This window comes from Streptomyces huasconensis, assembly GCF_021028635.1.
Lineage (GTDB): Bacteria > Actinomycetota > Actinomycetes > Streptomycetales > Streptomycetaceae > Streptomyces > Streptomyces huasconensis.
In genome coordinates, this window is sequence record NZ_CP086119.1 from 2,648,014 (window position 1) to 2,674,040 (window position 26,027).

Consider the following 26,027-nt stretch of genomic DNA (forward strand, 5'->3'; position numbering starts at 1 on the left):
GTCTCCTGAGGAGCGTGGGCTGAGGTTTCGGCTGTCGGGGCGCTGAGGGGTGCCTCAGGCTCCCGTGCCGCCCCCGCCCGGCATGCCGGCGGCGGTGGGCATGATGTCGTCGATGAGGCCGTACTCCTTGGCCTCCTGCGGGTCGAACCAGCGGTCGCGGTCCGAGTCGCGGGTGATCTGCTCCACGGTCTGGCCGGTGTGGTGAGCGGTCAGCTCGGCCATGCGGCGCTTGGTGTGCAGCAGACGCTCGGCGTGGATCTTGATGTCCGACGCGGAACCGGCGAGGCCCGCGGAGGGCTGGTGGATCAGGATCTCGGCGTTCGGCAGGGCGAAGCGCTTGCCGGGCGTACCCGCGCTGAGCAGGAACTGGCCCATGGAGGCCGCCATGCCCATCGCGATCGTCACGACGTCGTTCTTGATGTACTGCATGGTGTCGTAGACCGCCATGCCGGCCGTGATCGAGCCGCCGGGGCTGTTGATGTAGAGGAAGATGTCCTTGTCCGGCTCTGCGGCGAGAAGCAGCAGCTGCGCGGTGATCTTGTTGGCAATGTCGTCGTCCACGGCCTGGCCGAGGAAAATGATCCGCTCGCCGAGCAGTCGGTTGTAGACCTGGTCGCCGAGGCCACCACCGATGGAGGGGTCGCCGGCGGCGGAGGGCATCAGATTCGTCACGTATCCACCTGCTCGTCTTACGACGGCGCCGGGCCGTCTCACGTCTTCAGCTGGGGCTGGGACCCCGCGTGCCAGCCGCTCCGGGGCGGCTCCGGGGACTCCCCTGCCCTCGTATTCATGGACCCTAACGCGCGGGCCCCTCCGGGGAATCCCGCAGGGCCAACTGTTCGCTGTGAGCGCAGGTAGCGCCCCGTAAGGGGCGCGGGGAACTGCGCGGTCGGCCCCCGCCGGGGCGCGGTCGCGTCTGCCTCGTCAGGGTCTACGGCGAGTGCGGGTCGTTCGTGGTCGCTCGCGCAGTTCCCCGCGCCCCTGACGGGGCACGGCATGGGCCCCCGGGATCGAGATCCCGGGGGCCCATGCTGCGTGCGTCAGAGCGAGGCGGCTCAGGCCTCGGTCTTCTCCTCGCCGGAGGCGGCGGGGGCGTCGGCCTCGGCGGTGGCGGACTCGTCCGTCTCCTCCTCGTCGCCGTCGCTGAGGTCGATGACCTCACCCTTCGTGTCCTTGACCGTGGCGGCCTCGACGACGACCGCGAGGGCCTTGCCGCGGGCGACCTCGCCGACCAGCATCGGGACCTGGCCGCCTTCGACGACGGCCTGGGCGAACTGGTCGGGGGACATGCCGGAGGACTGCGCGCGACGCATGAGGTGCTCGGTGAGCTCCTCCTGGTTCACGTTCAGCTTCTCCTTGTTGACCAGCTCGTCCAGGACGAACTGCGTCTTGATGCCCTTCTCGGCCTGCTCCTTGGTCTCGGCGTCGAACTCTTCCTCGGTCTTGCCCTGGATCTCCAGGTACTTCGCGAGGTCGAGGCCCATCTGGCCGAGCTGGTGGTTGACCAGGTTGTGCTTGCGGGTCTGGATCTCGTCCGCGAGGAGCTTCTCGGGAACGGGGACCTCGACCAGCTCGAGGAGCTTCTCCAGGACGCGCTCCTGGGCCTGCGTGGCCTGGTCGAACTGCTTCATGTTCTCGAGACGCTTGCGGCTGTCGGCCTTCAGCTCGTCGAGGGTGTCGAACTCGGAGGCGAGCTGCGCGAAGTCGTCGTCCAGCTCGGGCAGTTCGCGCTTGGCGACCTGGGTGACCTTGACGGTGACCTCGGACTCCTTGCCGGCGGCCGAGCCACCCTTCAGCTCGGAGGTGAAGGTGGCCTCGCCACCGGCCTCCAGACCCTTCACGGCGTCGTCGATGCCTTCGAGCAGCTCGCCGGAGCCGATCGTGTAGGAGACGTCCTTCGCGACGCCGTCCTCCAGGACCTCGCCGTCGACCTTGGCCTCCAGGTCGATCGTCACGACGTCGCCGTCCTCGGCGGCACGCTCGACCGGGGACGTGGAGGCGAAGCGCCCGCGCAGCTCCTCGACGGCCTTGTCGACGTCCTCGTCGCTGACCTCGACCGCGTCGACCTCGACCTCGATGCCGGAGTAGTCCGGGATCTCGATGGTGGGGCGTACGTCGACCTCGGCGGTGAAGTTGAGGGTCTCGTTGTCCTTCAGCTCGGTGATGTCCACCTCGGGCTGACCCAGGACGTTGAGCTCGGCCTCGTTGACCGCCTCGGTGTAGAACTTCGGAAGCGCGTCGTTGACGGCCTCCTCCAGCACGGCCCCGCGGCCGAACCGCTGGTCGATGACGCGGGCCGGGATCTTGCCCTTGCGGAAGCCCTTCACCGTGACCTGCTGGTTGATCTTCTTGTACGCCGCGTCGAGGCTGTCCTTGAGCTCCTCGAAGGGCACCTCGACAGTGAGCCGAACCCGGGTCGGGTTCAGGGTCTCCACGGCGCTCTTCACGGTTGGTCTCCTTGGTGGGCTGACTGCTGGTTTCTGCCCGGATCAGAGACACACGGGCACACAGCTTGCATAGTAACGGCAAGCGGGAGCCGACCCACAATGCGATCTTGCGAGGGAGACCTGCTGGTCGGGGTGGCGGGATTTGAACCCACGGCCTTCCGCTCCCAAAGCGGACGCGCTACCAAGCTGCGCCACACCCCGTCGGTGCGACACGTAGGGTACATGCCCACAGGCCGTACGGCCCCCGCTGTACCGGGACCGCGGCAGGGGGTGTGCGGCGAAGCCCGCGGACCCGCTACGATGCCTGTCGTGCCGCGGCCTCACGGCCCCGGTGCGCATATGCGGGCGTAGCTCAATGGTAGAGCCCTAGTCTTCCAAACTAGCTACGCGGGTTCGATTCCCGTCGCCCGCTCCAGACGACTCAGGGCCAGGTCAGAGGCTGTTTCCTCCGCCTGGCCCTGATCGCTTTCCGGGGTCCCGTTCAGTCCGCCGTGTCCCCCGCGTGCCCCTCCGGCTTTCGATCTTGCTTCTTCTCGGGCCTCCGGGACTTCTTCCGCCCCTTCTTCACCAGGCCGCTCACGGCCTCGGCGATCAGCCGGTCACGGTCGGCGCTAGCGTGCTGGTAGATCAAGGCAGCCCGAGCCGTACTGTGACCCATTCGAGACATCAGCTCCCGTGTGCTCGCGCCCGTGGACGCGGCAAGGGTGTTCCCTGTGTGCCGGAGATCGTGGAAGTGCAGGCCGTTGACTCCGGCGTCATCGCACGCCTTACGCCACAGCTTGTTGAAGTGGTTCCGGCGTGGAGTCGCTCCCTTGACGCCGAGGAAGACGCGACCGTCGGCGCCCGGCTCTGCGAACTGCTTCAGGTGATCCCGGATATCCGCCACGATCACGGCCGGAATGGCAACCGTGCGCTTGCCCGCGGCGCTCTTGGGCGCCTTGATCTCGCGCTTGCCATTGAACAGCTCAGCCACCGCGCGGCGTACCCGGACGGTGCCGCGATCGAGGTCAATGTCCCGGCGGTGCAAGCCGACCAGTTCACCCCAGCGCAGGCCGAGGAATCCGGCGAGGAGGACGAGCGCCCGGTAGCGGGGCTGGATCGCGTCGGCGAGGGCGTAGACCTCTTCGATGGTCGCGGTCGGCCGCTCCGGGGTATGCACAGTGCTCGCGCCCTTGATCTGGCACGGGTTGCGCCTGATCATCTGATCCGAGACGGCCGTAGCCATGATCGCTCGCAGCAGGGCGTACGCCTTCGCAACAGTGGTCGGCCCAGTGCCGGACGCGAGCTTTTCGGCACGCCAGCGACGGACGAGCGGGGGCGAGATCTCCGCGACGTTGACGGCCCCGAAGGTCGGTTCGAGGTGGTGCTTTAGGAGCGAGCCGTAGAGCTGACGCGTGGTCGTCGTGATCTCCCGTTCCATGACCCAGGATGTGGCGTACTGGCCGAACGCGACCTTGCCCGCATCTGGGTCGTGCCAGTCGCCCCGGCGCATCTCGGTTTGCTTGTCGGCGAGCCAGGCGTCAGCGTCCTTCTTCGTGCGGAAGGTCTCCGGGGCCGGTCGGAGCTGCCCGTCAGGGCCGACGTAGCGGGCCTGGTAACGGCCTGAAGCGAGCTTGCGGACCCGGCCGAACTGTCGACGCTTCCCAGCCATTAGGCAGCCACCCCCAGCCGCTTCCGAGGCTCTACCGTGTTCGCGTTGATGAAGGCGATTACCGCGCTCTCGGGAATCCGGACGTGTCGGCCGACCTTGACGTACTTAATCCGGCGCTCCTCTATGAGGCGGCGCGAGAAGCGGACCGACGTGTTGAGGAATTCGGCGACCTGGTAGACGTCGAGGTATCGATCATTCATGCTGCGGCTCCTTCCGAGGCGCGTTGGTCTTGCAGTGCTTCGCGTGCGGTCTCGCGGTTCAGTTGGATGTCACGGGCAATCGATGCGGCGAGGACGGATTCGCCCGGGGTGTGGCCGTGCCCGGCGTACTGCCAGTCGGCCAGGAGCAGGACGGTGTCCGGCTCCCAGTCGTCAAGGCCGAGGGCTTGGCGTTCCTGGGCGGCGCGGAAGTCGGCGCGTGCCTGGCGGAGTTCACCGAGAGTGGTGGAGTAGTGGCGGGACTTCGAGGAGAAGTGGCCGCGGAAGCCGAGCATGTGAGCCCAGGCCCAGAGCCGACGATCCGGGTAGAGCGGATCGAGCAGCTTGCATGCTTCGATCAGGCGGCGGGCGTGGTCGGGAACGCCGTGGCGGCCGAGTTCGGCGAGTTCGCCGATGCGGCGGTCGAGGGTGCCGGTGTTCTCGGCGGCTTTGGTGGCGTACTTGGCGACGTAGGAGGCGACGGCTTGTTCGGTGATATCGGAGCCGTCGCCGAAGGCTTTGACCGGGCGTACGTCGAGTTGAGTGCCCCATTGGAAGGTGCGGGCCGGTTGGTCGTCGGCGGCGGGCACGGAGACCGAGGTGTATGAGTGCGTGGCGGCGGCGCGGATGGCGTCGGTAAGCAGGTCGACGTGCGCCCATGACGGGGGCGGGGTGCCGGGTCCGTCGGGTCCGTCGAGGCGGATCACGGCGTGGAAGTGGATGGCTCCGCGCTTCTGGAACTCGGCGACCTTGCCGTAGGAGAGGCGGGCGGCTTCCTTCAGTTCGCGTTGGGTGAGTCCGGCGCGGGCGGCGATCTCGCGGCGTAGCCGGGTGGTGAAGCGCATCCACAGGTTGCCCGCGTGGTTGTTGAAGAGGACCGCTCCCGCGTAGTCGTAGGTCGCCGGATCGAGGGCCGTGCCAAGGGCGGGGTCGTCGGCGGGATGGCGGGTGCCGCAGTGGCAGGCACCGCGGTTAGGCCGGTTGTGGACGGGGCCGAAGGAGGGGGCGGTGAAGGTGGCGAAGACGCGGGGGTGGTCGCGGACGGCGGCGGGGATGTCGCGGCGGTCGTCTCCGACGAGTCCGGCGCGGATGAGGTGGTAGGTGTCCCCGGCGTACGTCCAGGCGCAGGAGGGGCAGCGGGAGGCGCGGCGGTTGCCGCAGGCGAGGCGGAGCCGACCGCCCGGTTCACCATCGGTGGAGTAGTGGTGCAGGGTTTCGCCGGTCGTCTTGTCCTTGGCCAGCGTCCAGCCGGTGAGGTGGATCGGGTCGGAGCATCCGCCCGTGCGGCGGATCTGGTCTTGCCAGCGGTCGAAGTCGTCGGCCGAAGCCACCCTCAGCAGGTCGCCGAGGGTGGTCGGGTCGAGCAGCGCGTCAGACACGGGCGCCCTCCCGCGTACGTGTCGTGCGGGTGTGGCCGGTGCCGTGGCAGTCCGTGCAGTGGGCGGTGATGGTGTGCAGGTGGCCGTGGCGGTCGCGTCCGCCGCGGGTGACCTTGACGGAGGCGAAGCCGTCGCAGGTGGGGCAGATCCGCGGTGTGGGTCGGGCGTGCTCGGGCATGATGGGACTTCCCTTTCGGGTCCGGTGATCTGGGAGGGGTTCAGGCGCCCGGGGCGGCGGAAGTTTGGTGACCGAGGCCGCCCCGGGGGCCGCTAGCGCGTGTTGCGCCTGCCGTGGCCCTTGTCCGCGTACATCGCTTCATCGGCGGCGGACAGGGCGTCGGTCAGGGTCGGGAGCGGCAGGAAGCCGGAGTGGCAGCAGCCGACCGAGGCGGAGACCGGCAGGACGTGCCCGTGATGCTCGACGGGGGTGTCCAAGGCGGACCAGAGGTCGAAGAGGTCGGGAGTGCCGTCGGGGCGGGTGACGATGGCGGCGAATTCGTCCCCGCCAAGACGGGCGGCGATTCCATGGCGCCCACACCAGTCGCTCAGCCGCTGAGCGGTGGCGGTCAAGACCGCGTCTCCGGCTGCGTGGCCGTGGGTGTCGTTGATGGCCTTGAAGTCGTCGAGGTCGACCAGGAGCACCAGGGCGTTCGGGTTTTTGGCGATGAGGCGTTCGGCGCGGGCGGTCCATCCGGCGCGGGTGTGCAGGCCGGTCAGGGGGTCGCGGCGGGCGGTGGCCAGACGGTGCCAGAGGAGTCCGCTGTGCAGGAGCCAGCCCAGGGCCGGTAATCCCGCCGCCGCCATCATGGTCGTGTCCATTGAGGTCACCGGCCCTTCTGTATGTCGCGGACCAGCAGGCGCAGCACGACTGTGATGACCGCGATGGAGACGGCGGTGATGGTGACCGCGAGGAGCAGGGAGACCAGCACCGCGCCGACGACCAGGACCACGGCCGTACCGGCGCCGACGAGGGCGAGCACGTTGCCGGGGGTGATCTGCATGGTCGGGCGGGAGGACGCCACGACGGGGGCCGGGGCGGGGGTCTGGTTGTGGCAGGAGCACGCGGTGGGGGTGTGCGGGTGGCCGGGCAGTGCCGCGGTGGTGATGATCGGGGTGATCTCGCAGGTCGGGGTCGGGTTGGCCGGGATACGGGGTTCGAACATGGGTTGATCTCCCTTCACTTGGTGGTGGTGGCGGTGTCGATGGCGGGGGCAAGGACGCTGTCGGCAAGGAGGTAGCCGCCGAGGAGCAGGACGACCACGAGCCACCAGGGCGGGCGGACGAGCTTGACGCCGACCAGGCCCAGGCAGGCGAGGAAGAACCACAGCGGAACGGACATGTGCCTGTCTCCTTCGGGTGTCAGCGGACGCGGCAGCGGTGGCCCTGGGCGGCGACCATGGCGGCGGCGGAGTTGTCGTACTCGGCCGACCAGCCGCAGTCCTCAGCGGCGCAGGCGGCGACGTAGGCGATGTGGCCGCGCTTGCCGTGGGAGGTGCCGACGGTGACCTGGCCGACGCGGCGCAGTTCGCGGAAGATCCGGTAGATGCCCATGGGGGTTGTCCTTTCGTCAGGTGAGTTGGGCGGCGATGGCGTCGGCCATGGGGGCCGGGACGCCGAGGCGGGCGCGCAGGGTGTCGCTGTCGATCGAGGTACCGGTGCGGGAGTGGTGGTCGTCGGCGACCTTGCGCGCGTGGTCGATCAGCGCTGCCGGGACCTGCGGGAGTACCGGCACGGGGTCGGGGACCGGATCGGGCGCAGGAGCCGAGACGGGCAGGGCCGGGGGTGCCTCTTCGGCAGCGGCCTGGACGCGCCGCGGGGCGGGGTCCGGCTCGGACTTCTGGGCCGAGGAGTCCGGTTCAGCGGGTGCCGATGCGGGCGTAAGTTCGGGTGAGTGAGCGAGCAGCGTGCCGCCGAGGAAGGCCAGCGCGGGCCATCCGGCGACTCCGAAGCGCAGCCAGGCGGGCGGGTCGGCGAGGTCGAGGAATCCGGCCGTGGCGACGTTGGCGCCCAGTGAGGCGATCAAGGCGATCAGGAACCAGCACCAGGCAAGGCGGGACGAGCCGCCGTTGCGCAGGCGGCGCCAGGCAGCCACAAGCAGCAGGTCAACGGAGACGGGGTAAGCCCACGCCTTCCAGCCGGTCTGTCCGGCCGCGGCAGCCAGGTCGTGCAGGTGAGCGAAGGACAGCGCACCAGCGATCACGGCTTGGATCAGGACCGCGTCCAGGCGGATCGAGCGGGCCATGTCTTCACCTCCTTCACAGGGGTTGGAGCCGGGACGGGGCGGGGAGTCGTGTCCAGCCGCCCGGTCCCAGCGGTGATCAGGTGGTGGGCGCTTCGCCGCTGCCCCAGCAGGTGAGGCACAGGGCGGTCTGTTCGTCGGTGGTGGCGCGGCCTTTGCGGGCGCCGACGCGGACGGTTTCGGTGGTCTCGCCCTTGCCCTTGCAGTCCGGGCACTTCTTCGCCCGGGGCGTGGCGGCCGACTTGCGGGCGCGTGCGGCCATGAGCGGGGCTCCTCTTCTGTGATCAGGCATGGAGGGGGTAGGGACGTGGCGCGAGACGGTCACGCCGACCGGTGAAGCGGGGAGAGATCAGGCGGCTTCTACGACGGCTGCAGGCGCCTTCGGATCGGCGTCGACCAGCGGCCGGAAGCGGTCCAGTTCCGGAAGATCCGGGGTGAGATGCGCGTGCTTGTTGCAGGCGGATACCGCTTGGCGCATCGAGGTGTGCGGGGTGCGGATGCGGTTCCACTCGCCGGTGGAGTAGCCGACGATGGCCATACCGCGGCGCGTGTTGGGGATCTGCGTGGCGGCGAAGACCGCGTGCGGGGAGATGTCGCCGAAGGTCATCTTGGCGGTCGACTCGTCGTTGACGCGGTGCACGATCCGGCCGGTCAACTGGGCGCGGAGCATGGTGATGCCGTCGCCAAGTTCGGAGCCGAAGCGCTGGCCGTAGATGTCGAGGAACATGCCCGCGGCGCGGCCGAGCTGGGCCAGGCGGACCAGGGCGGTGATGATCCGGTCCCTTTGCGGATCGTTGCGCTTGGCGCTCATGGCCAGTTCGGCGATCTCGTCGATGGTGATCACGACGGGGACCGGGCGCAGGGTTTCGGGGAGGTCCCAGATGTTCGCGGCGATCTCCGCGTCCGGGGTGTCGGCGCTGATCCGCTGTTCGCAGCGGATGAGTTCGTAGATGTTCTCCATGCGCACCACGAGCGCTTCCAGGAGATCGGCGGCATCGTCGCGGTTGTCGGCCAGCGCGGAGAAGCGACGGGCGAACGGCCCTAGTTCGATCTTCTTGCAGTCGATGCCGACCAGCGCCACCGGCTGTGAGGCGAGTTCCTTGATCACGGTGCGCTGGAAGACGGACTTGCCCGACTGCGTAGCGCCAGCGGTCACCGAGTGCGGCGTCTCGCGGTAGTCGCGGTAGTGCACCGAGCCGTCTTCCACCAGCGCCACCGGGATCTTCAACAGGGCACGGTCCGTCTTGACCGGCATCTGTACGTGCTTGAGGACATCGAAGCCGGTCAGCGTGAGTTCGATGACGCCCGGCTTGACCTCACGCGAGATGACCTGGTGAACGGCGAAGGAGTGCCGTAACCGGTCGGCGGCGGCTGAGAACTCGAAGGCGTCCTGACCGGGCCACATCTTGATCCGCAGCTTCACCCCGGTACGGGTTGGGCGCAGCCACAGCAGCCGCGGCACCCTCTGACGGGGAACCTCCCGCCTGAACATGCGCGCCATGGCCAGGCGGAACCGGGATGCCGGCATCGTCAGGTGACAGGCGTCCATCACGTCCGCGTAGCGCAGTCGGATACGCACCACCGTGAAGACGATCCCGAAGCTCATCCAGTACCAGGCGGGGCGCCGCCACCGCAGAAGACCCGCGGTAGCGACGACCAGCAGAACGGAGGCGATCAGCCAGCTCATGATCAGGCAGCCTTCGGCTTCGAGGCGCCAGCCGAGAGAGCGGTGACCGCGACCGCGCGGAAGGCGATCCCGTGCCGCTTCTGGCCGTTGAACTCGTTTTCCCACGGCGAGGCCACCAGGCCGGTCAGGGCGACCAGCGAGCCCATGGCCAGGTCCTCGGAGATGCCCGGCTGCGGAACGGTGACCTTCAGGATCTCCACCTCGTCGTTGGCGGAGAACATCACGTCCACGGTCATCAGCGTGACGCCATCAGCGTCCGTGGCGATCTCACCGGTACGACGGTCCTTGACCTTGGGCTGAGGCGCCTTGGCCACCATCACGGTAGCGGCGGAGGTGTCGACGGGAATCTGACGCATCGTCTGTTCTCCTGATCTCGAAGCGAGTTGACCGGCTAGCAACCGGTGAGATCAGGAAACCGCCAAAAGGGTGGGACCTATCACCGACCCTATGGACGTTTGGGGACGTTCACGCTAACGTCAAAACGTCCCAGCGTCCCAGCAGTTGGCGGGAGTCGGCATGGCGAACGAGCGCTTACGAGCAGCTATCTCCGCAAAGGGCGAGACCATCCAAGCCGTGGCCGATCACGTCGGCGTCGACCCGAAGAGCGTTGAGCGGTGGATCTCCAAGGACCGCACACCTCACCGAACGCACAGGTGGAAGGCCGCTGGTTTCCTGGGGGTCGATGAGGTCTACCTCTGGCCGACGGTTGAGAAGCAAGCCGAGAGCGCCAGTACGTCTGAGCTGATCACGTACTACCCGCACCGAGGCGCGGTCCCAGCGTCCTTGTGGTCGTCACTGATCGCGCAGGCATCGAGCCAGATCGAGATCCTTGTGTACGCCGGACTGTTTCTCTTCGACGGGCATCCCGATCTACCCGACCAATTGGCCGACAAGGCGAAGGCGGGGGCACAGGTCCGCATCCTGCTCGGAGATCCTGACTCCGAGATGATCCGCCAGCGAGGCGAGGAGGAAGGAATCGGTGATGACTTGGCCGCACGAGCGCGCATCACACGGCGCTATCTCCAGCCAGCGACCACCACGCCTGGGGTAGAGGTTCGGTTGCACGACACGATCCTCTACAACTCGATCTACCGTTTCGATGACGATGTGTTGGTGAACCCCCACGTACTCGGGGCGCCAGCAGGGCAGAACCCCGTTCTGCACTTTCGCTACTTGCCTGGAGCCCGTACCTTCCGGCACTACATGCGGAGCTTTGACTACGCGTGGGAACGCGGGCACACCGAGCGTCCCCGAGTTGCCTGAAACATGCGACGCTGGAGGCATGGCCCGCATCGACTACTTCAATGATCCACATGCCCCGAAAGCGAACAGCATTGTTCCATCGGTGACTGCTGTCGCGCTGAACGAGGCCGGTGCCGTCCTGCTCATCCACAAGACTGACAACGATCTGTGGGCCTTGCCTGGCGGTGGGATCGATGTCGGCGAGTCTGCCGCGGACGCCGCTGTGCGGGAGACCAAGGAAGAGACCGGCTTCGACGTCGAGGTGACGGGGCTGGTCGGCCTCTACACGAACCCTGCCCACGTCATGGCGTACGACGACGGTGAAGTGCGCCAGCAGTTCTCGATTTGCTTCGTGGCAAGCATCATCGGCGGAGAGCTACGTACGAGCAGCGAGAGCAAGGAAGTTGCCTTCGTGCCCCCGAGCAGGCTGGACGAACTGAACATCCACCCATCCATGCGCATGCGGATTGATCACGGCCTAGCCGACAGGCGCGAACCCTACATCGGTTGATCATGTAGGCGAGCAAGAGTCCGCTCAACAGCGGCGCCCAGGTACGGCCGAGCCTTGCTGATCGCCGTGTGGACCTCAGAGCCAGGCTTGTAACGGACCAAGATTTCTTCCATACGCTGATCGAAGTCGAAGGACTGACCGGCCGGACCGGTCGTCATGTCGGCGTAGATCAGCGCATCGAGTACCGGCGAGTCCTCGCGATCATAGACAGCCAGCTCGGCAGACAACCCGCGCTGTTCAGCCTCGTACACGGCTCCGGAGTGGTGGGCGACCAGACGCACAAGTCGATCAGGTGCCCCCAACGACTCCAGGTGGCGAGCCCCGTCCAAGGGGTGGAAGCCCGTCTCACGCAGCTCAGGGGCGTAGCCGAGATCGTGAAGCCAGGCAGCGGCGATGAGGAGGTCTCGATCGGATTCCTGCACGGCGGGGGTGGCCTCGCGAGCGCGTTGTGCCACTGCTTGGGTGTGCAACCAGCGGTTTCCGAGTGGCGGAAGCAGCGACTCAGCCAGTTCGGCGGCTCCCTCGGGGGTGTCCAGTGCAGAACGCATGAATCGCACCGTAGCCCAGTCGAGCAGTCGGCCGACAGCCCCTCACCGGGCTGCCCGAGAGCGGCGCGGTAGAACTTTCCCTAGTTCATCAAGGCTCGCTGCGCTCGCGGCCGTCCATGGCCAGCCGCGAGCGCCAACCATCCCGTCCCGGGGCTTCGGCCCCTGGTTGCGCGGGTGAGCCCGCCGCGCACCGCCGCCGCGATCCGGCCTTGGGGGGAAGACCTCAAAAGCCGTAGGACGCCAAGCACACGCACGGACACAAACACCCCAACAAGCCCCCAGACCCGAGCCGCCCCCGAAGGGGATCAATCCAAGGACCGAGGGCCGCACACAGCGCGGCGGCGCCGGACGGCCGCCGCCACGCTGCCTCTATGTCTCCGCCACCGGCTGCGCGGCGGCGCCCGCCCGTCGCCCCACACAGCGGCCAAAACCCAGCACCGGGCCATAAGGCACAGGGGATAGCCGCACAGCAGGTCACAGATGCTTTGGGTTACCGAATAGGCCGGATCGCGGCGGCGGCACACGGCGGGCTAACCCACTACCCGGGGCCGCTGCCCCAAGCCCGGATGGTCGGCCCCGCCATGGCCATGAGCGGTCCTAGCGCGCACGCCTCGAAGGCAGCAGGAAGACCACCCCGCCTCGCACCGGGCAGGCCCGCACGCCCAGCCAGGCCCGCGGCAGCACCCAGCGCGCGCCAGCACCGGACCACCCTGCCGACTGTGGACCACCACTCGCCGCGGTGAGCAGGAGGCGGGGAAAGGGTGAGGTGAGGTGGGGGTGGGGAAGGTGGGGGCTGGGGCGGTCGGCTCCACGGCTTTAGGCAGCCACTTTGGGGCGAGCCTCTAAGATCATGGCCCCAACGTCGTGCATTAACGGGCAGGTCCACAGACTGCCCGACTCGCCGGAAGCTTAAGGGGCCATGATCACTCGCCCCAAAGCAGCTCCCGCCCAAAGCCGCTCCACCGACCGCGTGGGCCACGAGGAGGCTGAGACGGGCCGGGGGGAGGCGCCAGCAGCCTGGTAGGCCGGGAGAGCGGAGCCTGTGCCCCCTGCGTGCCCGATCGAGCGGGAAGCTACGGGGAACGACGGGGAGCCGCGGTGAGCACCCCGGGAACCCCCAGGTCAGCAGCTCACCAGGTCAGGCGGGGTGCACGTACGCGATCTTCCAAACTAGCTACGCGGGTTCGATTCCCGTCGCCCGCTCTGCAGCCCCTCGGCCCGGCCCGCTGTTCCCAGCGGGCCGGGCCGACGGCTTTCCGGGCCGCCGCGTCGGCCGGGGGCTAGAAGCTGATCGAGTTGATCGTCTCCGCCAGTTCGTTCAGGAACCGGTTTATGGAAGGCGCCATACCGGTCGAGGCGAGGAAGAAGCCGAAGAGCACCGCGACGATCGCGGGCCCCGCCTTGAGCGACCCCCCGCGGATCAGCACCACGAGAATGATCGCCAACAGCAGTACCACTGACAGCGAAATGGCCACACTGATCACACCCTAGGTCGGTCGCTCTCCCGGCCCGGGGGGTACGGCCCCGCACACCCCCGCCACCGACCATCGTGCCACCAACCCGCCCGCGGTATGCGGCCCGTGACACATCGTCGGCCAAAGCTTTCCGCCCCCCGCGCGCGGGGCGCCCTCCGGGGGCGCGTGAGCGGCGCATCCGGGCACAGTAATTCGATGGCCCGCACACGCCGGGAACACGGCGGGAACGCGGAGGGAACGCGGCGGGAACCCGCCGAGAATTCAGGCTTGATCGTTTCCATCACCACACACGGCGTTCGCAGGAAATTCGAATTGTTGCCGGGGGCACATCGGAAGCGCGCCGGATGCCGACAAGGCATCCGACCAAACGGACATTCCACCGGAGTCGCCTGCGGGCGTTATGCACCATTTAAGCCGGATGAATTGTGACGTACAGGGCGCCTTGCCGTCACATCTCTTTGTCTACATGCCTGTTCACTCGCCTGTCTGCGTGCGCGATTCCCGGGTAGCCGGAGCCGGAAAGCGGTAATCGGCTCCGGGATTGACAGGGATTGAGTTGACGAAAGCGACGAGGGTTTTACGAAGACAGCGCCGCGACGCTAGGGTGCGTCAGATGTTCCACGCTGCCACCACCCCCGTAGGCGCAGTGCGGTCCCGGATCGTCTCACCGAGCTCTTGGTGGGAGGGCCTGTGACCAACTCGGTGCACCCGCACGGACGCCACCGGGCGCCGCTCCCGCCGGTCCAGGTGCCCGCGGCCGGACCCCCGCCCCCACGCACCCACCATCCGATCCCGCAGGCCGCCGCCGCTCCCCCCACCCCGGTCGGCCACCGCGCCGCCGCCCGGGCGGCGAAGCCCGCCAAACAGCGCGACGCGTTCTTCGACAACGCCAAGTACCTGGCGATCGTCCTCGTGGCGATGGCCCACGCGTGGGAACCCCTGACGGATCACAGCCGCGCCGCCGAGGCGCTGTACATGACCGTCTACACCTTCCACATGCCGGCGTTCATCGTGATCTCCGGCTACTTCTCGCGCAGCTTCGACATGCGGCCCGACCGGCTGCGGCGGCTGGTCACCGGTGTCGCCGTCCCCTACGTCATCTTCGAGGTCGCCTACACCCTCTTCAAGCGCTGGGCGGACGACGACCCGGCCCAGCCGATCAGCCTGCTCGACCCCTGGTACCTCACCTGGTTCCTGGTCGCGCTCTTCGTGTGGCGGCTCACCGTGCCGCTGTGGAAGATCGTGCGCTGGCCGCTGCCGCTCGCGCTGGCCATCGCCATGCTCGCCGTGATCTCCCCGGACATCGGTGACGACCTCGACCTCCAGCGCGTCCTGCAGTTCCTGCCGTTCTTCGTGCTCGGCCTCTGCATGAAGCCCGAGCACTTCCAGCTGGTGCGCCGCCGCGAGGTGCGCGTCCTGTCCGTCCCGGTCTTCGCCGCCGCGGTGCTCCTCGCCTACTGGGCGGCGCCCCGCATGACGTCGGTGTGGTTCTACCGCCGGGACAGCGCCCAGGAGTTGGGCGTGCCGTGGTGGGTCGGCATCGTGATGACGCTGGCGCTGTTCGGCTGCTCCGCGGTGCTCACCGCGTGCTTCTTCGCGTGGGTGCCGCGCCGCAAGATGTGGTTCACGCTCCTCGGCGCGGGCACGCTGTACGGCTACCTCCTGCACGGCTTCCTCGCCAAGGGCTCCCGCTTCTGGGGCTGGTTCGAGGAGTACGAGTGGCTGCACAAGCCGCTGGGCGAGATCTTCGTGACGGTGGTCGCCGCGACCGTGGTGACGCTGCTGTGCACGCCTCCGGTACAGCGGGTGTTCCGTTTCGCGATGGAGCCCAAGATGGAGTGGGCCTTCAAGCGCGACGCGGCGGAGCTGGCGCGGGAGCGCGCCAGGTCGGCGTAGCGGCAGGGGTCAGCGCAGTCCCAACAGGGCGCGCAGGGCGGCGTACTTCGCCGTCAGGCGCGCCCTTGTCGTGTCGTCCAGGACCGCGAGGCGGGCCGGGTCCGCGTTGTGGGCCAGGTCCGCCTCCTTGACGAGGCGGGCGCCCGGCGTCGCGAGGACGCGTTCCGCGTACGCCTGCGGGGACTCTCCCGGGATCTTGGTGAGCGCCCGCACGATGGCCTTCGTGCGCGGGGTCAGCGGGGCGTGCCGCAGCCACTCCTCCGTGAGCGCGGCGTCCTCGACGGAGTCGTGCAGCCAGGCCGCCGCGATCTGGTCGTCGTCGCCGCCCCTGGCCCGCACCCCCTCGGCCACGGCCTGGAGGTGTTCGGCGTAGGGGCGGCCCGCCTTGTCGGTCCGGGTGGCGTGGGCCTCGCGGGCGAGGGCCTCCACCGCGGTGAGTGAAAGCGGCTCGCGGTCCGGGGCGGCGGGTGTCATGCCGCCGACCTTAGTGCCGCCCGCGCCGGGATCGTCGTCGCCGCCAGGCCGAGGACGAGGACCGCGCCGACGAAGGAGCCGTACACCAGCGGCGGGATGTAGGGGGCTTCGCCGGTCAGGCCGTTCATCATCGGGACGAGTGTGGCGAGGGCGATCGCCGAGCCGATGGCGATGCCCGCGACGGCGACGATGAGCGCCTCCCAGCGGATCATCCGCATCACCTGGCGGCGCGTGGAGCCGATCAGGCGCAGCGTGCCGAGTTCGCGGCGGCGGTCGAGGACCGTCATCACCAGGGTGTTGACGGCGGCGACGGCCGCGAAGCCGCCGAGGACGGCCGCCATCGTCGTGTTGGCCCAGGCGTTGAGTTCGGCGTCCATGGACTGGGCCGTGGTGTAGCCGTCGCGGTCGTGGAGGGTGCCGAGGCCGGACAGGGCGTCGGCGGAGCCGCCCTCGGTCCAGATCTCGTGGGTGAAGGGCGACGTGACGTGGTGCTTCAGGCCGGCGGCGGGCAGGGTGACCTGGGAGAGGCCGAGGCCCCTGCCGTACGTGGCCACGACCTTCGGGGAGGCCTTCGTACCGTCGGGCAGGAGGATGTCGAGGCGGTCGCCGACCTGGACGCGCGCGGCGTGGGCGAGCGCGGAGTCGACGGCGATGTCGCCCGTGCCGAGCCGCAGGGCGCCGGTCTCGACCGACAGGTCCTGGACCTTGGCCAGGTCGGTGGCCGAGCCCGTGATGCCCTGCGCCGACGCCGAGGCGAGCAGGCGGTCGCCGACCGAGTACTGCGGGACGATGACGGACGTCTTGAGCCGTCCGACGGCGGAGGTGACCCCGTCGGCGCGGGCGGCCTTCGCGACCGCGCCGGGCGCGAGGCCCGCGTCGGAGGAGACGATGTGGTCGGCGGTGATGCCCGCGCGCTGCTGGTCGGCGGCGGCCTTGTCGGTGCTGGTGTGCAGGAAGACGAGCACGGAGGAGAAGGCCATGGCGAGCACGATCGGGGTGATCGCGGAGGCCAGGCGGCGGGCGTTCGTACGGGAGTTGGCGGCCGCCAGCGAACCGGGGGCGCCCGCTCCGCGCAGCGGGAGGCCGAAGAGGACCGCGCAGCCGCGGGCGACCAGCGGGCCGAGCAGGGCCATGGCGAGCATGAAGAGCATGACGACGCCGAGCGCCGCGTTCGCCGCGTCCTCGCCCGTGGTCTGGGCGGCGATCCCCGCGAAGGCGACGCCGCCGCCCAGCGCCACGACACCGATCGGGGTGCGGATCTTGCCGAGCGGCAGCCGCTCCACGGCGGCCTCGGCGAGCGCCTGGCCCGGCTTGACGCGGGAGGGGCGGCGCGCCGCCAGGTAGCCGGCGAGCAGGGCGGTGATGACCGTGACGCCGACGGCGGCGGTGAACGGGATGCCGGACACCGTGAGGTCGACGGCCTCGGGGATCGCGCCCTTCTCCTTCAGCTGCCCGAACCACCAGCGGGCCAGGGCGATGCCGGGCAGCAGTCCCGCCGCGCCCGCGAGGGGGGCGACGAGCAGCGACTCGGTGGCGATGGTGCGGCGGATCTGGCGCGGGGTGGTGCCGATGGCGCGGAGCAGGGCGTATTCGCGGGCGCGCTGTCCCACGGAGAGCGCGACGGTGCCGGCGGCGGTGAAGACGGCGACGAGGGCGGCGATGCCGCCGAAGGAGCCGCCGAGGCCGGTCAGCATCTCCTTGGCGTAGGCGACCCCGGAGTCCTCGACGGCGCCGCGGTCGTCGCCGGTGTGGACCTCCGCCTTGCCGCCGAGGGCGTGGGCCACCCGGGACTTGAGGGTGTCGGCGGTGACGCCCGGCTCGGGCAGGACGGCGATGGCGTCGACGCGTCCGGGGTGCCCGGAGACGCGGACCGCCTCGGCGTCGGCGAACCAGGCGGTGGGGGCGGCCCGCCCGGCCGCGACGGTGCCGGAGACGCGGAAGGCGCGCGGGCCCTCGGCGGTGGTGAGCGTGACGCGGTCGCCGACGCGGGCGCCCGGCGTGGCGAGGGCCACCTCCCCGGAGCGCGGCGCGCGGCCCGCGGTCAGCCGCTCGCCGGTGAAGGCGGTGGAGCCCCAGCCGTGGGCGGTGACGGTCCGGTCGCCGGAGCGCACGGGGAAGGTGACGTCCGCGACGGCGGTACGCGCGCCGGGCACGGCGGCGGCCTTCGCGACGAGGGCGTCGTCGAGCCGGGCGCGGTCGGGCAGCGGGATGCTCGCCTCGGTGCGGTCCTCGCCGCTGCCGGTGACGTAGTGGGCCTCCTGGTCGGCGGCGGCGACCACGGGGGCGGCGGCGTAGCGGACGGGCGGCACGGAGGCGCGCAGGCCGGTCTCCAGGAGGATGCCGCAGGCGGCCACGATCAGCGAGGCCATCATCAGGGCGACGAAGGTGCCGGCGAAGGCGGCGGGCTTGAAGCGGACGGCCGCGCGGGCGAGGCCGTTGGGCACGTACGCCATTACGCGGCCACCCCCGCGTGGGCGGGAGCGGTCAGGGCGGTCATGCGGGCGGCGATCTGCTGGGCGGAGGCGCGTTCCAGGCGGTCGACGAGGGAGCCGCCGGCGAGGAAGAGGACGCGGTCGGCCCAGGCCGCGGCGGCCGGGTCGTGGGTGACCATGACGACGGTGGCGTCCATGGCGTCGACGGCCGAGCGCAGCAGGCCGAGGATCTCGGTGGCGGTGGTGGTGTCGAGGGCGCCGGTCGGCTCGTCGGCGAAGATCACGTCCGGTTCGGTGACCAGGGCGCGGGCGATGGCGACGCGCTGCTGCTGGCCGCCGGAGAGCTGGCCGGGGCGGCGGCTCCCCTTGTCGCCGAGGCCTACGCGGGTGAGCATCTCGGCGGCCTTGCGGCGGTCCGGGCGGTGTCCGGCGAGGCGCATCGGCAGGACGACGTTCTGCTCGACGGTCAGCGAGGGCAGCAGGTTGAACGCCTGGAAGACGAAGCCGAGGCGGGAGCGGCGCAGCGCGGTGAGCTTGTTCTCGCTCATGCCGGTGATCTCGGTGCCGCCGAGGCGGACGGTGCCGGAGGTGGGCCGGTCGAGTCCGGCCGCGCACTGGAGGAACGTGGACTTGCCCGATCCCGAGGGTCCCATGACGGCGGTGAAGCTGCCGCGGGGCAGGGCGAGGTCGATGCCGGCGAGGGCGTGCACGGCGCCGGCGCCACGGCCGTACTGACGGCGGACACCGCGCAGTTCGACGGCCCAGTCGCCGGGCCGGGCACCCGGCATCGGCGGCGTCACGACCGCTCCCGCGCGCTCTTCGGTCCGGTGCTTCCGTCGCAGCCCCATGGCTGTGCCGCCTTCCGTTCGTACATCCCTGATCGATGTCTCGAACCTATGGATCAAGGGGCGGTACGGACCATGAGGACGGCTGGCGAACCGGGGGTGGGGTTAACCCCAGGGGTGGGTCATGACGAGGGCCCGGGACCCCCCCCACGGTCCCGGGGCCTCGCGCCCCGCGCGTCAGGTGCCGACGGCGCCGAAGATCAGGCTGCCCGGGGCGTCCAGGTCCGGGGAGTAGAAGAACTCCCGTACCGCGCGGATGAACTCGTGACGGCTGATGAACCCGTCGCCGTCGGTGTCCAGCTTGGCGAACGCCTCCAGGGCCGTCGGGTCGGCGATGGCCCAGGCCTCCAGGTACTGCTTGAACTCCGCCTGGCTGACGCTGTCGTCGCCGTCGGTGTCCATGACGTCGAAGAGGGCGTGCGGGAGGCCTTCGACCAGGTTGAAGCGGCTGGTGTCGACGGCCGCGAAGCGGCACGCGAGGTGGTACTGGTCCCTGGAGAGGCGGCTTTCGCCGTCCGCGTGGCGCAGCAGCTCCATCCAGTACATCTGGTAGGCGACCCTCAGCGTCTGTGCCCTGCGGTCACTCTTGCCGATCTTGTAGGCGACCAGGAGACGGTCGATGATCCTTTCGTAGTCCGCCCACTCGACGTAGCCGTCGGCGTTGGTGTCGGCGACCTCGAAGAGTCGGTCCAGCTTGATGGCGATCGGATCGGCGGTGGTGGTCATCAGCACTTCCTCACTGGAGACGGCCTGATGCGGAGACGGCTCCGGCCGGTGCGCCCGGAACCCCGCTGAACCTCGCCGCCCGGCCGTCGGCCGAAACGGGGTGGGAAGCACGAAGCGCCCCAAACCACTCGATGCGGTGGCCCCTCGACAGTGCGCTCGCCCAAAGTCGTTTGGTAATCTAATTATTGACGCGTTCTTGACGCTTCCTTTGCCTTGACGGCGTACCCGTCGTTGTCCCCACCCCACAGGAGGAACGGGCCCATCGGACACGCAGACACCCTGATAGCCATGGGCGGCGCCTTTCTCGCCGCCGCCGTGCTCGCCCGCCTCGGCGGGCGCATCGGACTGCCCACCATCCCCCTCTTCATCCTGGCCGGGATACTCCTCGGCCCCCACACCCCCGGCGTGGTGCTGGTCTCCGACCCCCACGACCTGGAGATGCTCTCGGCGCTCGGCCTGGTCCTGCTGCTCTTCTACCTGGGCCTCGAATTCCACCTGGACGACCTCAAGGCGGGCGGCCGCAAGATGGCGCTCGCCGGCGGCACCTATCTGGCGCTGAACGTCGGCGCGGGCCTCGGCTTCGGGTTCGCGCTCGGCTGGGGCACCTCCGAGGCCCTGGTCCTCGCCGGGGTGCTCGGCATCTCGTCCTCGGCGATCGTCACGAAGGTGCTGGTCGACACCGGCCGCCTCGGCAACCCGGAGACGAAGCCGATCCTCGGCATCATCGTCGTCGAGGACATCTTCCTGGCCCTCTACCTCGCGGCGCTCCAGCCGGTCCTGTCCGGCGCCGACAGCCTCGCCGCCGCCGTGCTCGACGGCGGCAAGGCCTTCGGCTTCCTGCTCCTGCTCGCGCTCGCGGCCCGCTTCGGCACGCGCGTCGTCGGCCGCCTCTTCGCCACCCGGGACGACGAGCTGCTCGTCATCTCCTTCCTCGGCGCGGCCGTCTTCGTCGCCGGGGTCTCGGAGTGGTTCGGCGTCGCCGACGCCATCGGCGCGTTCATGGTCGGCCTGATGCTCGGCAGCACCGCGTCGGGCGAGCGCATCCGCACCCTGGTGCATCCGCTGCGGGACGCGTTCGGCGCGATCTTCTTCTTCGCGTTCGGGCTCTCCATCGACCCCGGTGACCTGCCGACGGTCCTGTGGCCGGTGCTCGCGGCGGTCGCCGTGACGCTCCTGATGAACGTCCTCGCGGGCCTCGGCGCGGCGCGCGTGTACGGCTTCGGGGCGGGCCCCGCGGCGAACATCTCCACGACACTGCTGGCCCGCGGCGAGTTCGCGCTGATCCTCGCCACGATGGCGGCGGGCGCGGGCCTCGACGAGCGGCTCTCGCCCCTCATCGCGGGGTACGTCCTGCTGCTCGCCGTCCTCGGCCCGCTGGCCGCCGGGCGCTCGCGGTGGCTGGCGCGGGTGCTGCCGGGCGGGCGTGACTACGCGGTGGCGGGGCCCGGTTCGCCCGGGAAAAGGGAGCGGGCCTCGGCGAGCAGGGTGCCGTAGTCGGAGCCGTAGGTGACCGCTGCCGCGAACAGGGCGTCGACGGCGGCTTGCAGGGGGTCGCCCTCGACGGCCGCGTAGAGGGCGGGCAGCGCCAGGAACTGCTGCCGGATCGCGGCCGTGGGCCACCGGAGAGCCGGGGGCACCGTGGTGTCCGGCACGTTCGGGTCACCGAGCAGGTGGGGCGCCACGGAGTCCCGGTCGTGGAAGGGCGGGGGCAGCGGCCGCCCGTGCTCGACGGCGTCCAGGGCCGGGGCGATCCAGTCGACGCCGTCGAGTCCCGCCTTCTCGTAGGCGCGGCGCATCGCCCAGCGGGCGGCGGCGCGTTGGCCCTCCGGAGGCAGGCGGTCCAGGGCGTGGAGCAGGTGCGGGGCCAGCTCCCGCAGCCCGGCCACATTGCCGCGCAGGTCCAGGAGGCGTCCGGTGGGGAGTCGGCCGCCCCACTCCCGGCGGAGCGCGTCCTCGGCGGCGACTCGCTCTCCCTCGCGGGCGCGCCGCTCGGCCTCGGCGCGTTCCTCGGGGGTCGGGGGCGGCGGCTCCTTCCTCGCGAGGTCGTGCCAGTACGCGGCGCCGGTGCTGGTCTGCTTGATCAGCCGGTCCGGGGCGGGCTGCGCGGGCCAGAACTGCAGCAGGTGCCGCTCGATGACGAGCCCGTCCAGGCACTCCAGTTCCCGCTCCACGGCCTCGGACATGCCGCTGACGCAGTGCCGGACACGGTGGTCGACCATGTCCAGGGCCAGCGGGAAGCTGCCGTCGCCGGCCCACAGTTCGAGCGACACCTCGGGGGTGACGGGCCGGAAGGAGACCTCGGTGATCTCCTCCCAGCTCTCGTCCGGTTCCGGCTCCGTCCCGTGCAGTTCGACGGTGCAGCCGATGGGGCCGGTGTGCAGTCCGGACGTCAGGAAGAGGTAGCCGGGCACGGCCGCGCCGCACAGGCCCGTCGTCTGCCCCGCGCGTGGCGAGTACGAGGCGTCTCCGCAGGGGTTCTCGGGGTCGCTCACCACGTAGAACTGGCCGTAGCTCACGCGGATGTCGCCGCTGAACAACGTACGCATTCACGCCTCCCGGCAGATCAGCAGCAGCGCCCTGTCGTCGTTGACGTCCTTCGCGACCGCCTCGATGAGGTGCCAGGCCGCGCCGTGGAAGCCGCCCGCCACATAGCGGTCGGCTTCGCCCGTGAGGCGGTCGATGCCCTCGGCGATGTCCCGCTCCGAGGTCTCCACGAGGCCGTCGGTGAAGAGCATCAGCACGTCGCCGGGGCGCAGCACGCCCTTGACCGGGTCGAACTGCGCCCCGTCGTAGACACCGAGGAGCGGGCCGTGGCCCGTCTTCTCCTCCCAGCGGCCGCTGCCCGCGCTGAGCTGGAGGCCCGGCGGGTGTCCGGCGGAGAAGAGTTCGTAGTCGCCGGTCTCCAGGTCGAGGACCAGGTGGATGGAGGTCGCGAAGCCCTCGTCCCAGTCCTGGCGCAGCAGGTAGCCGTTGGCGGCGGGGAGGAAGGAGTGCGGGGGCAGCGAGCCGAGGAGGCCGCCGAAGGCGCCGGACAGGAGCAGGGCGCGCGACCCGGCGTCCATGCCCTTGCCGGAGACGTCGGTGAGGACGACCTCCAGGGTGCGGCCGCCGTTGGTGCGGGCCGCGACGACGAAGTCGCCGGAGAAGGACTGCCCGCCGGCCGGGCGCAGCGCCATCTCGCGGTGCCAGCCGCGCGGCAGTTTCGGCAGCTTGCTCTGGACGCGGATGCGCTCGCGCAGGTCGAACAGCATCGTGCTGCCGCCGCGCCAGGGCACGCCGACCCGGCTGCGGAACTGGGCGATGATCAGCCCGAAGAAGCCGCAGGCGGCGACCACCAGGACCACGCCGGGCGTGACCCGCGAGGGCCCGTCGGTGTACGGGCCGAGCTGGACGGACTCGACGATCAGCGCGACCGCGGACGCCGCGTACAGGCCGAGGAGGCTGGCGGGGCGCAGCAGCAGGCCGCCCGCGACGATGGGCAGGACGAGGGCGGCGGGCGCGCACCACACGCTGTTGAGGATCGTGCCCGCGGTGATCAGCGGGACGGTCAGGAGGAGTCCGGTCAGGGCGACCCAGTCGGAGCCGTCGCCGCGGAAGTAGTCGACCCCGGATTTGCGCAGCACGATGCGGGCCCGGTGCAGCCGCTTCTTCATCCGGGCCGTGAACGTCTCGGCCGCCGCCCGCCGCTCGCCGCGCTCGCGCCGGGCGCGCCCTGCTCCTCGTACCTCCATTGCTCGTGGACCCTATCCAGCGGGCCGCGTACTTCGCACGGGAGGTCCCGGTTGTCCCCCGCCGAAGGCGCTTCCCAAAGGGGGCGCGGAGGACGGTTCCGGACACCGAAATCCGGTCGCTCCGGTGGTGCCGCCCTGGTAGGCATGGCATATGACAACCGACTTAAGAGTGCTCGCGGAGAGCGAATGGGCGTCCTGGTACGGGGCGTTGGACCTGGCGTTCGGCGGGGTGCCCGAGGCGCCGCAGGAGCAGGAGCTCTGGCACGACCTGGTCGAACGCGACCGGTCGCTCGGGGTGTGGGACGGGGACGCGTGCATCGGCACGACGTCGGCGTTCTCCTTCCGGCTCTCGGTGCCGGGGGGCGCGCTGGTGGACGCGGCGGGCGTGACGATGGTGAGCGTCGCGGCCACGCACCGGCGGCGCGGGGTCCTGACGTCGATGATGCGGCGGCAGTTGGACGACGTACGTGCCAAGGGTGAGCCGCTGGCCGTGCTCACCGCCTCCGAGCCGGTCATCTACGGCCGGTTCGGGTACGGCGCGGCCACCTCGCAGATGCAGGTCACCATCGACACGACCCGGGTGCGGCTGTCCGTCCCGGCCGGTACGGATGACGTACGTCTGCGCTACGCCGTGCCCGCCGACGTCCATGCCGCGTGCGAGGAGCTGTACGCCCGCCGCGTCGTCGAGCGGCCGGGCATGCTGGCCCGCCGGCCGGGCTGGGAGCGGCACGGGCTGCTCGACCCGGAGAGCGACCGCGCCGGCGCGTCACCGCTGCTGTGCGTGGTGGCGGAGCGCGCGGGTGAGCTGGTCGGATACGTACGGTTCGCCATCAAGCCGGACTGGGAGTGGCAGGGCCCCAAGGGCACGGTCCGCGTGCGGGACATCGAGGCACTGGACCCGGCGGCGTACGCGGCGCTGTGGCGGTTCCTCTTCGACATCGACCTGACGTCGTCGGTGGTCGCGCGCAGCCGTCCGGTGGACGACGCGCTGCTCCAGCTCGTCTCGGACGTCCGGCGGTGCGACATATCGGTGCGGGACTCGCTGCACGTGCGGCTCGTCGAGGTGGGGGCGGCGCTGGAGGCGCGTACGTATCAGGCGCCGCTGGACGTGGTGTTCGAGGTGGAGGACGCCTTCTGCCCCTGGAACGCGGGGCGTTGGCGGCTCACCGGGGACGCCAAGGGCGCGTCGTGCGCGCGTACGCGGGACGCGGCCGACCTCGCCCTGTCGGTGCGGGAGTTGGGCGCCGCGTACCTCGGGGGCGTCTCCCTCACGTCACTGGCGGGCGCGGGACGGGTACGGGAGCTGCGGCAGGGGGCGCTGGCCGAGGCGTCGGTGGCCTTCGGCTCGGACGTGGCGCCCTGGCTGCCGCACGGGTTCTAGCGGGGGGCCGCGGCGGGCTGCCGCTGCGGGGACTCCGCCTTGCGGGTGGCGAGGTAGAGGGCGATCAGCCAGCCGAGGACCGACGCGCCGAAGAAGAGGTTGATGAGGAGGACCAGGAAGCGGTGCGGGGCGTCCCGGTTGTAGGCGATGAGGGACGGCAGCAGGTAGAAGGCCAGGAAAAGGACGCCGACCGCGATGGCGATCGGGCCGTCCAGCCAGTCGATCCCGAACACGAGTCCCCCTGAGTGCTTTCTGAGTGCTGAGCTGCTGAAATGCTGAGCTGCTGAAATGCTCAGTGATCTTAACCGGCGGGTCAGTTGGGCCGCTGGCAGTGCGGGCACCAGAAGAGGTTGCGGGCGGCGAGGCCTGCGGTGCGGATCTCGCCGCCGCAGATGTGGCACGGCTGGTTCGCCCTGCGGTACACGTACACCTCGCCGCCGTGGTCGTCGACGCGCGGTGGGCGGCCCATGGCCTCGGGGGTGTGCTCGGGCCGGACGGTGTCGATGCGGTTGAGGCGTACACCCTCGCGCATCAGCTCCACGAGATCCGCCCAGATCGCGTCCCACAGCTCCTCGGTGAGGTCCTTGCCCGGGGTGTACGGGTCGATGCCGTGCCGGAAGAGGACCTCGGCGCGGTAGACGTTGCCGACGCCGGAGACGACCTTCTGGTCCATGAGGAGCGCGGCGATGCTGGTGCGGCTGCGCGAGATCCTGCGGTACGCCTCGGCCGGGTCGTCGCCGTCGCGCAGCGGGTCGGGGCCGAGACGGTCGTGTATCGCCTGCTTCTCGTCGTCCGTGATGAGCGCACAGGCGGTCGGGCCGCGCAGGTCGGAGAAGTACGTGTCGTTCAGCAGGCGCAGGCGGACGGTGTCCGTGGGGGGCGGGGCGGGGGTCTCGCCGAGGGTGTACTTGCCGAAGAGGCCGAGGTGGACGTGGACCCAGTCGCCTTCCCCGAAGCCGAGGAAGAGGTGCTTGCCGTGGGCTTCGGCGGTCTCCGGCACCCGGCCGTCGAGCAGCGCGGCACTGTCGGAGAACTTGCCCTGCGGGCTGCGGACCGCCGCCGGGCGGCCGACGAAGCGCTCCCGGTGGTCGGCCGCGAGACGATGAATGGTGTGCCCCTCCGGCACGGGGTCCCTCCGGGGGTGGTGCGGGTCGAAGAATCGCCTA

Annotated in this window: 29 protein-coding genes and 2 tRNA genes; 6 read left to right on the forward strand and 25 right to left on the reverse strand. The window is 70.3% G+C overall.

Annotated elements, in window-relative coordinates:
• Positions 1-54: 54 nt before the first annotated feature.
• The 3 genes from J2N69_RS11930 to J2N69_RS11940 all read right to left on the reverse strand — a co-directional run bounded on the left by J2N69_RS11930 (position 55) and on the right by J2N69_RS11940 (position 2,648).
• Positions 55-660: an ATP-dependent Clp protease proteolytic subunit gene (locus J2N69_RS11930; RefSeq protein ID WP_062774006.1), complete on the reverse strand. Its 606-nt coding sequence runs from the start codon at positions 658-660 to the stop codon at positions 55-57.
• Positions 661-1,055: 395 nt separating this feature from the next.
• Entirely contained in the window at positions 1,056-2,447 is a 1,392-nt protein-coding gene (gene tig / locus J2N69_RS11935; protein ID WP_230900718.1) for a trigger factor, read from the reverse strand.
• Positions 2,448-2,571: 124 nt separating this feature from the next.
• Positions 2,572-2,648, reverse strand: a tRNA-Pro gene (locus J2N69_RS11940).
• 140 nt (positions 2,649-2,788) lie between these two features.
• On the opposite strand from J2N69_RS11940, the gene J2N69_RS11945 reads away from it, so the two are divergent.
• Positions 2,789-2,862 (forward strand) — tRNA-Gly (locus J2N69_RS11945).
• Positions 2,863-2,928: 66 nt separating this feature from the next.
• On the opposite strand, the gene J2N69_RS11950 is transcribed toward J2N69_RS11945, so the two are convergent.
• The 12 genes from J2N69_RS11950 to J2N69_RS12005 form a co-directional block, all read right to left on the reverse strand.
• A complete protein-coding gene (locus tag J2N69_RS11950) occupies positions 2,929-4,098 on the reverse strand; it encodes a tyrosine-type recombinase/integrase (RefSeq protein ID WP_230900719.1) in 1,170 nt (389 codons plus the stop codon).
• On the reverse strand, positions 4,098-4,298 hold the full coding sequence (locus J2N69_RS11955; RefSeq protein ID WP_230900720.1) for a helix-turn-helix domain-containing protein: 201 nt from the start codon (positions 4,296-4,298) through the stop codon (positions 4,098-4,100). The genes J2N69_RS11950 and J2N69_RS11955 overlap by 1 nt, the downstream gene beginning before the upstream one ends.
• The gene (repSA, locus tag J2N69_RS11960) at positions 4,295-5,674 is read right to left on the reverse strand and encodes a replication initiator protein RepSA (RefSeq protein WP_230900721.1); all 1,380 of its coding nucleotides are present in this window, start codon (positions 5,672-5,674) and stop codon (positions 4,295-4,297) included. Before repSA ends, J2N69_RS11955 begins: the two co-directional genes overlap by 4 nt.
• The gene (locus J2N69_RS11965) at positions 5,667-5,852 is read right to left on the reverse strand and encodes a hypothetical protein (protein ID WP_230900722.1); all 186 of its coding nucleotides are present in this window, start codon (positions 5,850-5,852) and stop codon (positions 5,667-5,669) included. The genes repSA and J2N69_RS11965 overlap by 8 nt, the downstream gene beginning before the upstream one ends.
• 92 nt (positions 5,853-5,944) lie before the next feature.
• Entirely contained in the window at positions 5,945-6,493 is a 549-nt protein-coding gene (locus tag J2N69_RS11970) for a GGDEF domain-containing protein (RefSeq protein ID WP_230904690.1), read from the reverse strand.
• Positions 6,494-6,498: 5 nt separating this feature from the next.
• The gene (locus tag J2N69_RS11975; RefSeq protein ID WP_230900723.1) at positions 6,499-6,837 is read right to left on the reverse strand and encodes a SpdD-like protein; all 339 of its coding nucleotides are present in this window, start codon (positions 6,835-6,837) and stop codon (positions 6,499-6,501) included.
• Between the two features lie 14 nt (positions 6,838-6,851).
• Positions 6,852-7,013, reverse strand: a complete 162-nt coding sequence (locus tag J2N69_RS11980) for a hypothetical protein (protein WP_230900724.1) — start codon at positions 7,011-7,013, stop codon at positions 6,852-6,854.
• 20 nt (positions 7,014-7,033) lie between these two features.
• Entirely contained in the window at positions 7,034-7,225 is a 192-nt protein-coding gene (locus tag J2N69_RS11985; RefSeq protein WP_230900725.1) for a mobile element transfer protein, read from the reverse strand.
• A 16-nt stretch (positions 7,226-7,241) separates the two neighbouring features.
• Positions 7,242-7,916 carry a DUF2637 domain-containing protein gene (locus J2N69_RS11990; protein ID WP_230900726.1) on the reverse strand — a complete coding sequence of 225 codons (675 nt, stop codon included), beginning with the start codon at positions 7,914-7,916 and terminating at the stop codon, positions 7,242-7,244.
• Positions 7,917-7,992: 76 nt separating this feature from the next.
• The gene (locus J2N69_RS11995; protein ID WP_230900727.1) at positions 7,993-8,175 is read right to left on the reverse strand and encodes a hypothetical protein; all 183 of its coding nucleotides are present in this window, start codon (positions 8,173-8,175) and stop codon (positions 7,993-7,995) included.
• 87 nt (positions 8,176-8,262) lie between these two features.
• Positions 8,263-9,600, reverse strand: coding sequence for an FtsK/SpoIIIE domain-containing protein (locus tag J2N69_RS12000; protein WP_230900728.1), 1,338 nt, complete (start codon positions 9,598-9,600; stop codon positions 8,263-8,265).
• A gap of 2 nt (positions 9,601-9,602) precedes the next feature.
• The gene (locus tag J2N69_RS12005; protein ID WP_230900729.1) at positions 9,603-9,956 is read right to left on the reverse strand and encodes an SCO3933 family regulatory protein; all 354 of its coding nucleotides are present in this window, start codon (positions 9,954-9,956) and stop codon (positions 9,603-9,605) included.
• A gap of 160 nt (positions 9,957-10,116) precedes the next feature.
• On the opposite strand from J2N69_RS12005, the gene J2N69_RS12010 reads away from it, so the two are divergent.
• Entirely contained in the window at positions 10,117-10,863 is a 747-nt protein-coding gene (locus tag J2N69_RS12010; RefSeq protein WP_230900730.1) for an XRE family transcriptional regulator, read from the forward strand.
• A 19-nt stretch (positions 10,864-10,882) separates the two neighbouring features.
• Positions 10,883-11,353 carry an NUDIX hydrolase gene (locus tag J2N69_RS12015; protein WP_230900731.1) on the forward strand — a complete coding sequence of 157 codons (471 nt, stop codon included), beginning with the start codon at positions 10,883-10,885 and terminating at the stop codon, positions 11,351-11,353.
• Here J2N69_RS12015 and J2N69_RS12020 read toward each other — a convergent pair.
• On the reverse strand, positions 11,341-11,901 hold the full coding sequence (locus J2N69_RS12020; RefSeq protein ID WP_230900732.1) for an HD domain-containing protein: 561 nt from the start codon (positions 11,899-11,901) through the stop codon (positions 11,341-11,343). The two genes, J2N69_RS12015 and J2N69_RS12020, sit on opposite strands and share 13 nt — an antisense overlap.
• Positions 11,902-13,181: 1,280 nt before the next feature.
• Positions 13,182-13,376, reverse strand: a complete 195-nt coding sequence (locus J2N69_RS12025) for a hypothetical protein (RefSeq protein ID WP_127910262.1) — start codon at positions 13,374-13,376, stop codon at positions 13,182-13,184.
• 690 nt (positions 13,377-14,066) lie between these two features.
• On the opposite strand from J2N69_RS12025, the gene J2N69_RS12030 reads away from it, so the two are divergent.
• Positions 14,067-15,272 (forward strand): acyltransferase family protein, encoded by a 1,206-nt coding sequence (locus J2N69_RS12030; protein ID WP_230900733.1) that lies wholly within the window; start codon positions 14,067-14,069, stop codon positions 15,270-15,272.
• Between the two features lie 9 nt (positions 15,273-15,281).
• Here J2N69_RS12030 and J2N69_RS12035 read toward each other — a convergent pair whose 3' ends face one another.
• From J2N69_RS12035 to J2N69_RS12050, 4 genes are all read right to left on the reverse strand, one after another.
• Positions 15,282-15,746 carry an HD domain-containing protein gene (locus J2N69_RS12035; protein ID WP_230900734.1) on the reverse strand — a complete coding sequence of 155 codons (465 nt, stop codon included), beginning with the start codon at positions 15,744-15,746 and terminating at the stop codon, positions 15,282-15,284.
• Positions 15,743-18,199 (reverse strand): ABC transporter permease, encoded by a 2,457-nt coding sequence (locus tag J2N69_RS12040; protein ID WP_230900735.1) that lies wholly within the window; start codon positions 18,197-18,199, stop codon positions 15,743-15,745. Before J2N69_RS12040 ends, J2N69_RS12035 begins: the two co-directional genes overlap by 4 nt.
• Positions 18,199-19,026, reverse strand: a complete 828-nt coding sequence (locus J2N69_RS12045; protein WP_230900736.1) for an ABC transporter ATP-binding protein — start codon at positions 19,024-19,026, stop codon at positions 18,199-18,201. The genes J2N69_RS12040 and J2N69_RS12045 overlap by 1 nt, the downstream gene beginning before the upstream one ends.
• A 174-nt stretch (positions 19,027-19,200) precedes the next feature.
• Complete coding sequence (locus J2N69_RS12050) at positions 19,201-19,749, reverse strand: EF-hand domain-containing protein (RefSeq protein WP_230900737.1); 549 nt, start codon at positions 19,747-19,749, stop codon at positions 19,201-19,203.
• Between the two features lie 288 nt (positions 19,750-20,037).
• Here J2N69_RS12050 and J2N69_RS12055 point away from each other — a divergent pair, with 288 nt between their 5' ends.
• A complete protein-coding gene (locus tag J2N69_RS12055) occupies positions 20,038-21,243 on the forward strand; it encodes a cation:proton antiporter (protein WP_230900738.1) in 1,206 nt (401 codons plus the stop codon).
• Here J2N69_RS12055 and J2N69_RS12060 read toward each other — a convergent pair.
• Together J2N69_RS12060 and J2N69_RS12065 are read right to left on the reverse strand one after the other, a co-directional pair.
• Positions 21,177-22,295: a hypothetical protein gene (locus J2N69_RS12060; RefSeq protein WP_230900739.1), complete on the reverse strand. Its 1,119-nt coding sequence runs from the start codon at positions 22,293-22,295 to the stop codon at positions 21,177-21,179. The two genes, J2N69_RS12055 and J2N69_RS12060, sit on opposite strands and share 67 nt — an antisense overlap.
• The gene (locus J2N69_RS12065) at positions 22,296-23,480 is read right to left on the reverse strand and encodes a PP2C family protein-serine/threonine phosphatase (protein ID WP_230900740.1); all 1,185 of its coding nucleotides are present in this window, start codon (positions 23,478-23,480) and stop codon (positions 22,296-22,298) included.
• A gap of 151 nt (positions 23,481-23,631) precedes the next feature.
• Between J2N69_RS12065 and J2N69_RS12070 the strand changes: the two genes are divergently transcribed.
• On the forward strand, positions 23,632-24,861 hold the full coding sequence (locus tag J2N69_RS12070) for a GNAT family N-acetyltransferase (protein ID WP_230900741.1): 1,230 nt from the start codon (positions 23,632-23,634) through the stop codon (positions 24,859-24,861).
• On the opposite strand, the gene J2N69_RS12075 is transcribed toward J2N69_RS12070, so the two are convergent.
• Both J2N69_RS12075 and J2N69_RS12080 read right to left on the reverse strand, forming a co-directional pair.
• The gene (locus J2N69_RS12075) at positions 24,858-25,094 is read right to left on the reverse strand and encodes a superinfection immunity protein (protein WP_230900742.1); all 237 of its coding nucleotides are present in this window, start codon (positions 25,092-25,094) and stop codon (positions 24,858-24,860) included. The genes J2N69_RS12070 and J2N69_RS12075 overlap by 4 nt on opposite strands.
• Positions 25,095-25,174: 80 nt before the next feature.
• Positions 25,175-25,987, reverse strand: coding sequence for an Fpg/Nei family DNA glycosylase (locus tag J2N69_RS12080; protein WP_230900743.1), 813 nt, complete (start codon positions 25,985-25,987; stop codon positions 25,175-25,177).
• Positions 25,988-26,027 lie beyond the last annotated feature (40 nt).

What these genes read in the sequence shown, in the direction of transcription:
- J2N69_RS11965 (WP_230900722.1), bottom strand. Translation starts at nt 5,852, where the DNA reads ATGCCCGAGCACGCCCGACCCACACCGCGGATCTGCCCCACCTGCGAC.
- J2N69_RS11980 (WP_230900724.1), bottom strand. Translation starts at nt 7,013, where the DNA reads ATGTCCGTTCCGCTGTGGTTCTTCCTCGCCTGCCTGGGCCTGGTCGGC.
- J2N69_RS11995 (WP_230900727.1), bottom strand. Translation starts at nt 8,175, where the DNA reads ATGGCCGCACGCGCCCGCAAGTCGGCCGCCACGCCCCGGGCGAAGAAG.
- J2N69_RS12005 (WP_230900729.1), bottom strand. Translation starts at nt 9,956, where the DNA reads ATGCGTCAGATTCCCGTCGACACCTCCGCCGCTACCGTGATGGTGGCC.
- J2N69_RS12065 (WP_230900740.1), bottom strand. Translation starts at nt 23,480, where the DNA reads ATGGAGGTACGAGGAGCAGGGCGCGCCCGGCGCGAGCGCGGCGAGCGG.
- J2N69_RS12015 (WP_230900731.1), top strand. Translation starts at nt 10,883, where the DNA reads ATGGCCCGCATCGACTACTTCAATGATCCACATGCCCCGAAAGCGAAC.
- J2N69_RS11985 (WP_230900725.1), bottom strand. Translation starts at nt 7,225, where the DNA reads ATGGGCATCTACCGGATCTTCCGCGAACTGCGCCGCGTCGGCCAGGTC.
- J2N69_RS11990 (WP_230900726.1), bottom strand. Translation starts at nt 7,916, where the DNA reads ATGGCCCGCTCGATCCGCCTGGACGCGGTCCTGATCCAAGCCGTGATC.
- J2N69_RS11950 (WP_230900719.1), bottom strand. Translation starts at nt 4,098, where the DNA reads ATGGCTGGGAAGCGTCGACAGTTCGGCCGGGTCCGCAAGCTCGCTTCA.
- J2N69_RS12040 (WP_230900735.1), bottom strand. Translation starts at nt 18,199, where the DNA reads ATGGCGTACGTGCCCAACGGCCTCGCCCGCGCGGCCGTCCGCTTCAAG.
- J2N69_RS11975 (WP_230900723.1), bottom strand. Translation starts at nt 6,837, where the DNA reads ATGTTCGAACCCCGTATCCCGGCCAACCCGACCCCGACCTGCGAGATC.
- J2N69_RS12010 (WP_230900730.1), top strand. Translation starts at nt 10,117, where the DNA reads ATGGCGAACGAGCGCTTACGAGCAGCTATCTCCGCAAAGGGCGAGACC.
- J2N69_RS12060 (WP_230900739.1), bottom strand. Translation starts at nt 22,295, where the DNA reads ATGCGTACGTTGTTCAGCGGCGACATCCGCGTGAGCTACGGCCAGTTC.
- J2N69_RS12055 (WP_230900738.1), top strand. Translation starts at nt 20,038, where the DNA reads ATGGGCGGCGCCTTTCTCGCCGCCGCCGTGCTCGCCCGCCTCGGCGGG.
- J2N69_RS11930 (WP_062774006.1), bottom strand. Translation starts at nt 660, where the DNA reads ATGCCCTCCGCCGCCGGCGACCCCTCCATCGGTGGTGGCCTCGGCGAC.
- J2N69_RS11955 (WP_230900720.1), bottom strand. Translation starts at nt 4,298, where the DNA reads ATGAATGATCGATACCTCGACGTCTACCAGGTCGCCGAATTCCTCAAC.
- J2N69_RS12020 (WP_230900732.1), bottom strand. Translation starts at nt 11,901, where the DNA reads ATGCGTTCTGCACTGGACACCCCCGAGGGAGCCGCCGAACTGGCTGAG.
- J2N69_RS11970 (WP_230904690.1), bottom strand. Translation starts at nt 6,493, where the DNA reads ATGGACACGACCATGATGGCGGCGGCGGGATTACCGGCCCTGGGCTGG.
- J2N69_RS12050 (WP_230900737.1), bottom strand. Translation starts at nt 19,749, where the DNA reads ATGACCACCACCGCCGATCCGATCGCCATCAAGCTGGACCGACTCTTC.
- J2N69_RS12045 (WP_230900736.1), bottom strand. Translation starts at nt 19,026, where the DNA reads ATGGGGCTGCGACGGAAGCACCGGACCGAAGAGCGCGCGGGAGCGGTC.
- J2N69_RS12035 (WP_230900734.1), bottom strand. Translation starts at nt 15,746, where the DNA reads ATGACACCCGCCGCCCCGGACCGCGAGCCGCTTTCACTCACCGCGGTG.
- J2N69_RS12070 (WP_230900741.1), top strand. Translation starts at nt 23,632, where the DNA reads ATGACAACCGACTTAAGAGTGCTCGCGGAGAGCGAATGGGCGTCCTGG.
- J2N69_RS12000 (WP_230900728.1), bottom strand. Translation starts at nt 9,600, where the DNA reads ATGAGCTGGCTGATCGCCTCCGTTCTGCTGGTCGTCGCTACCGCGGGT.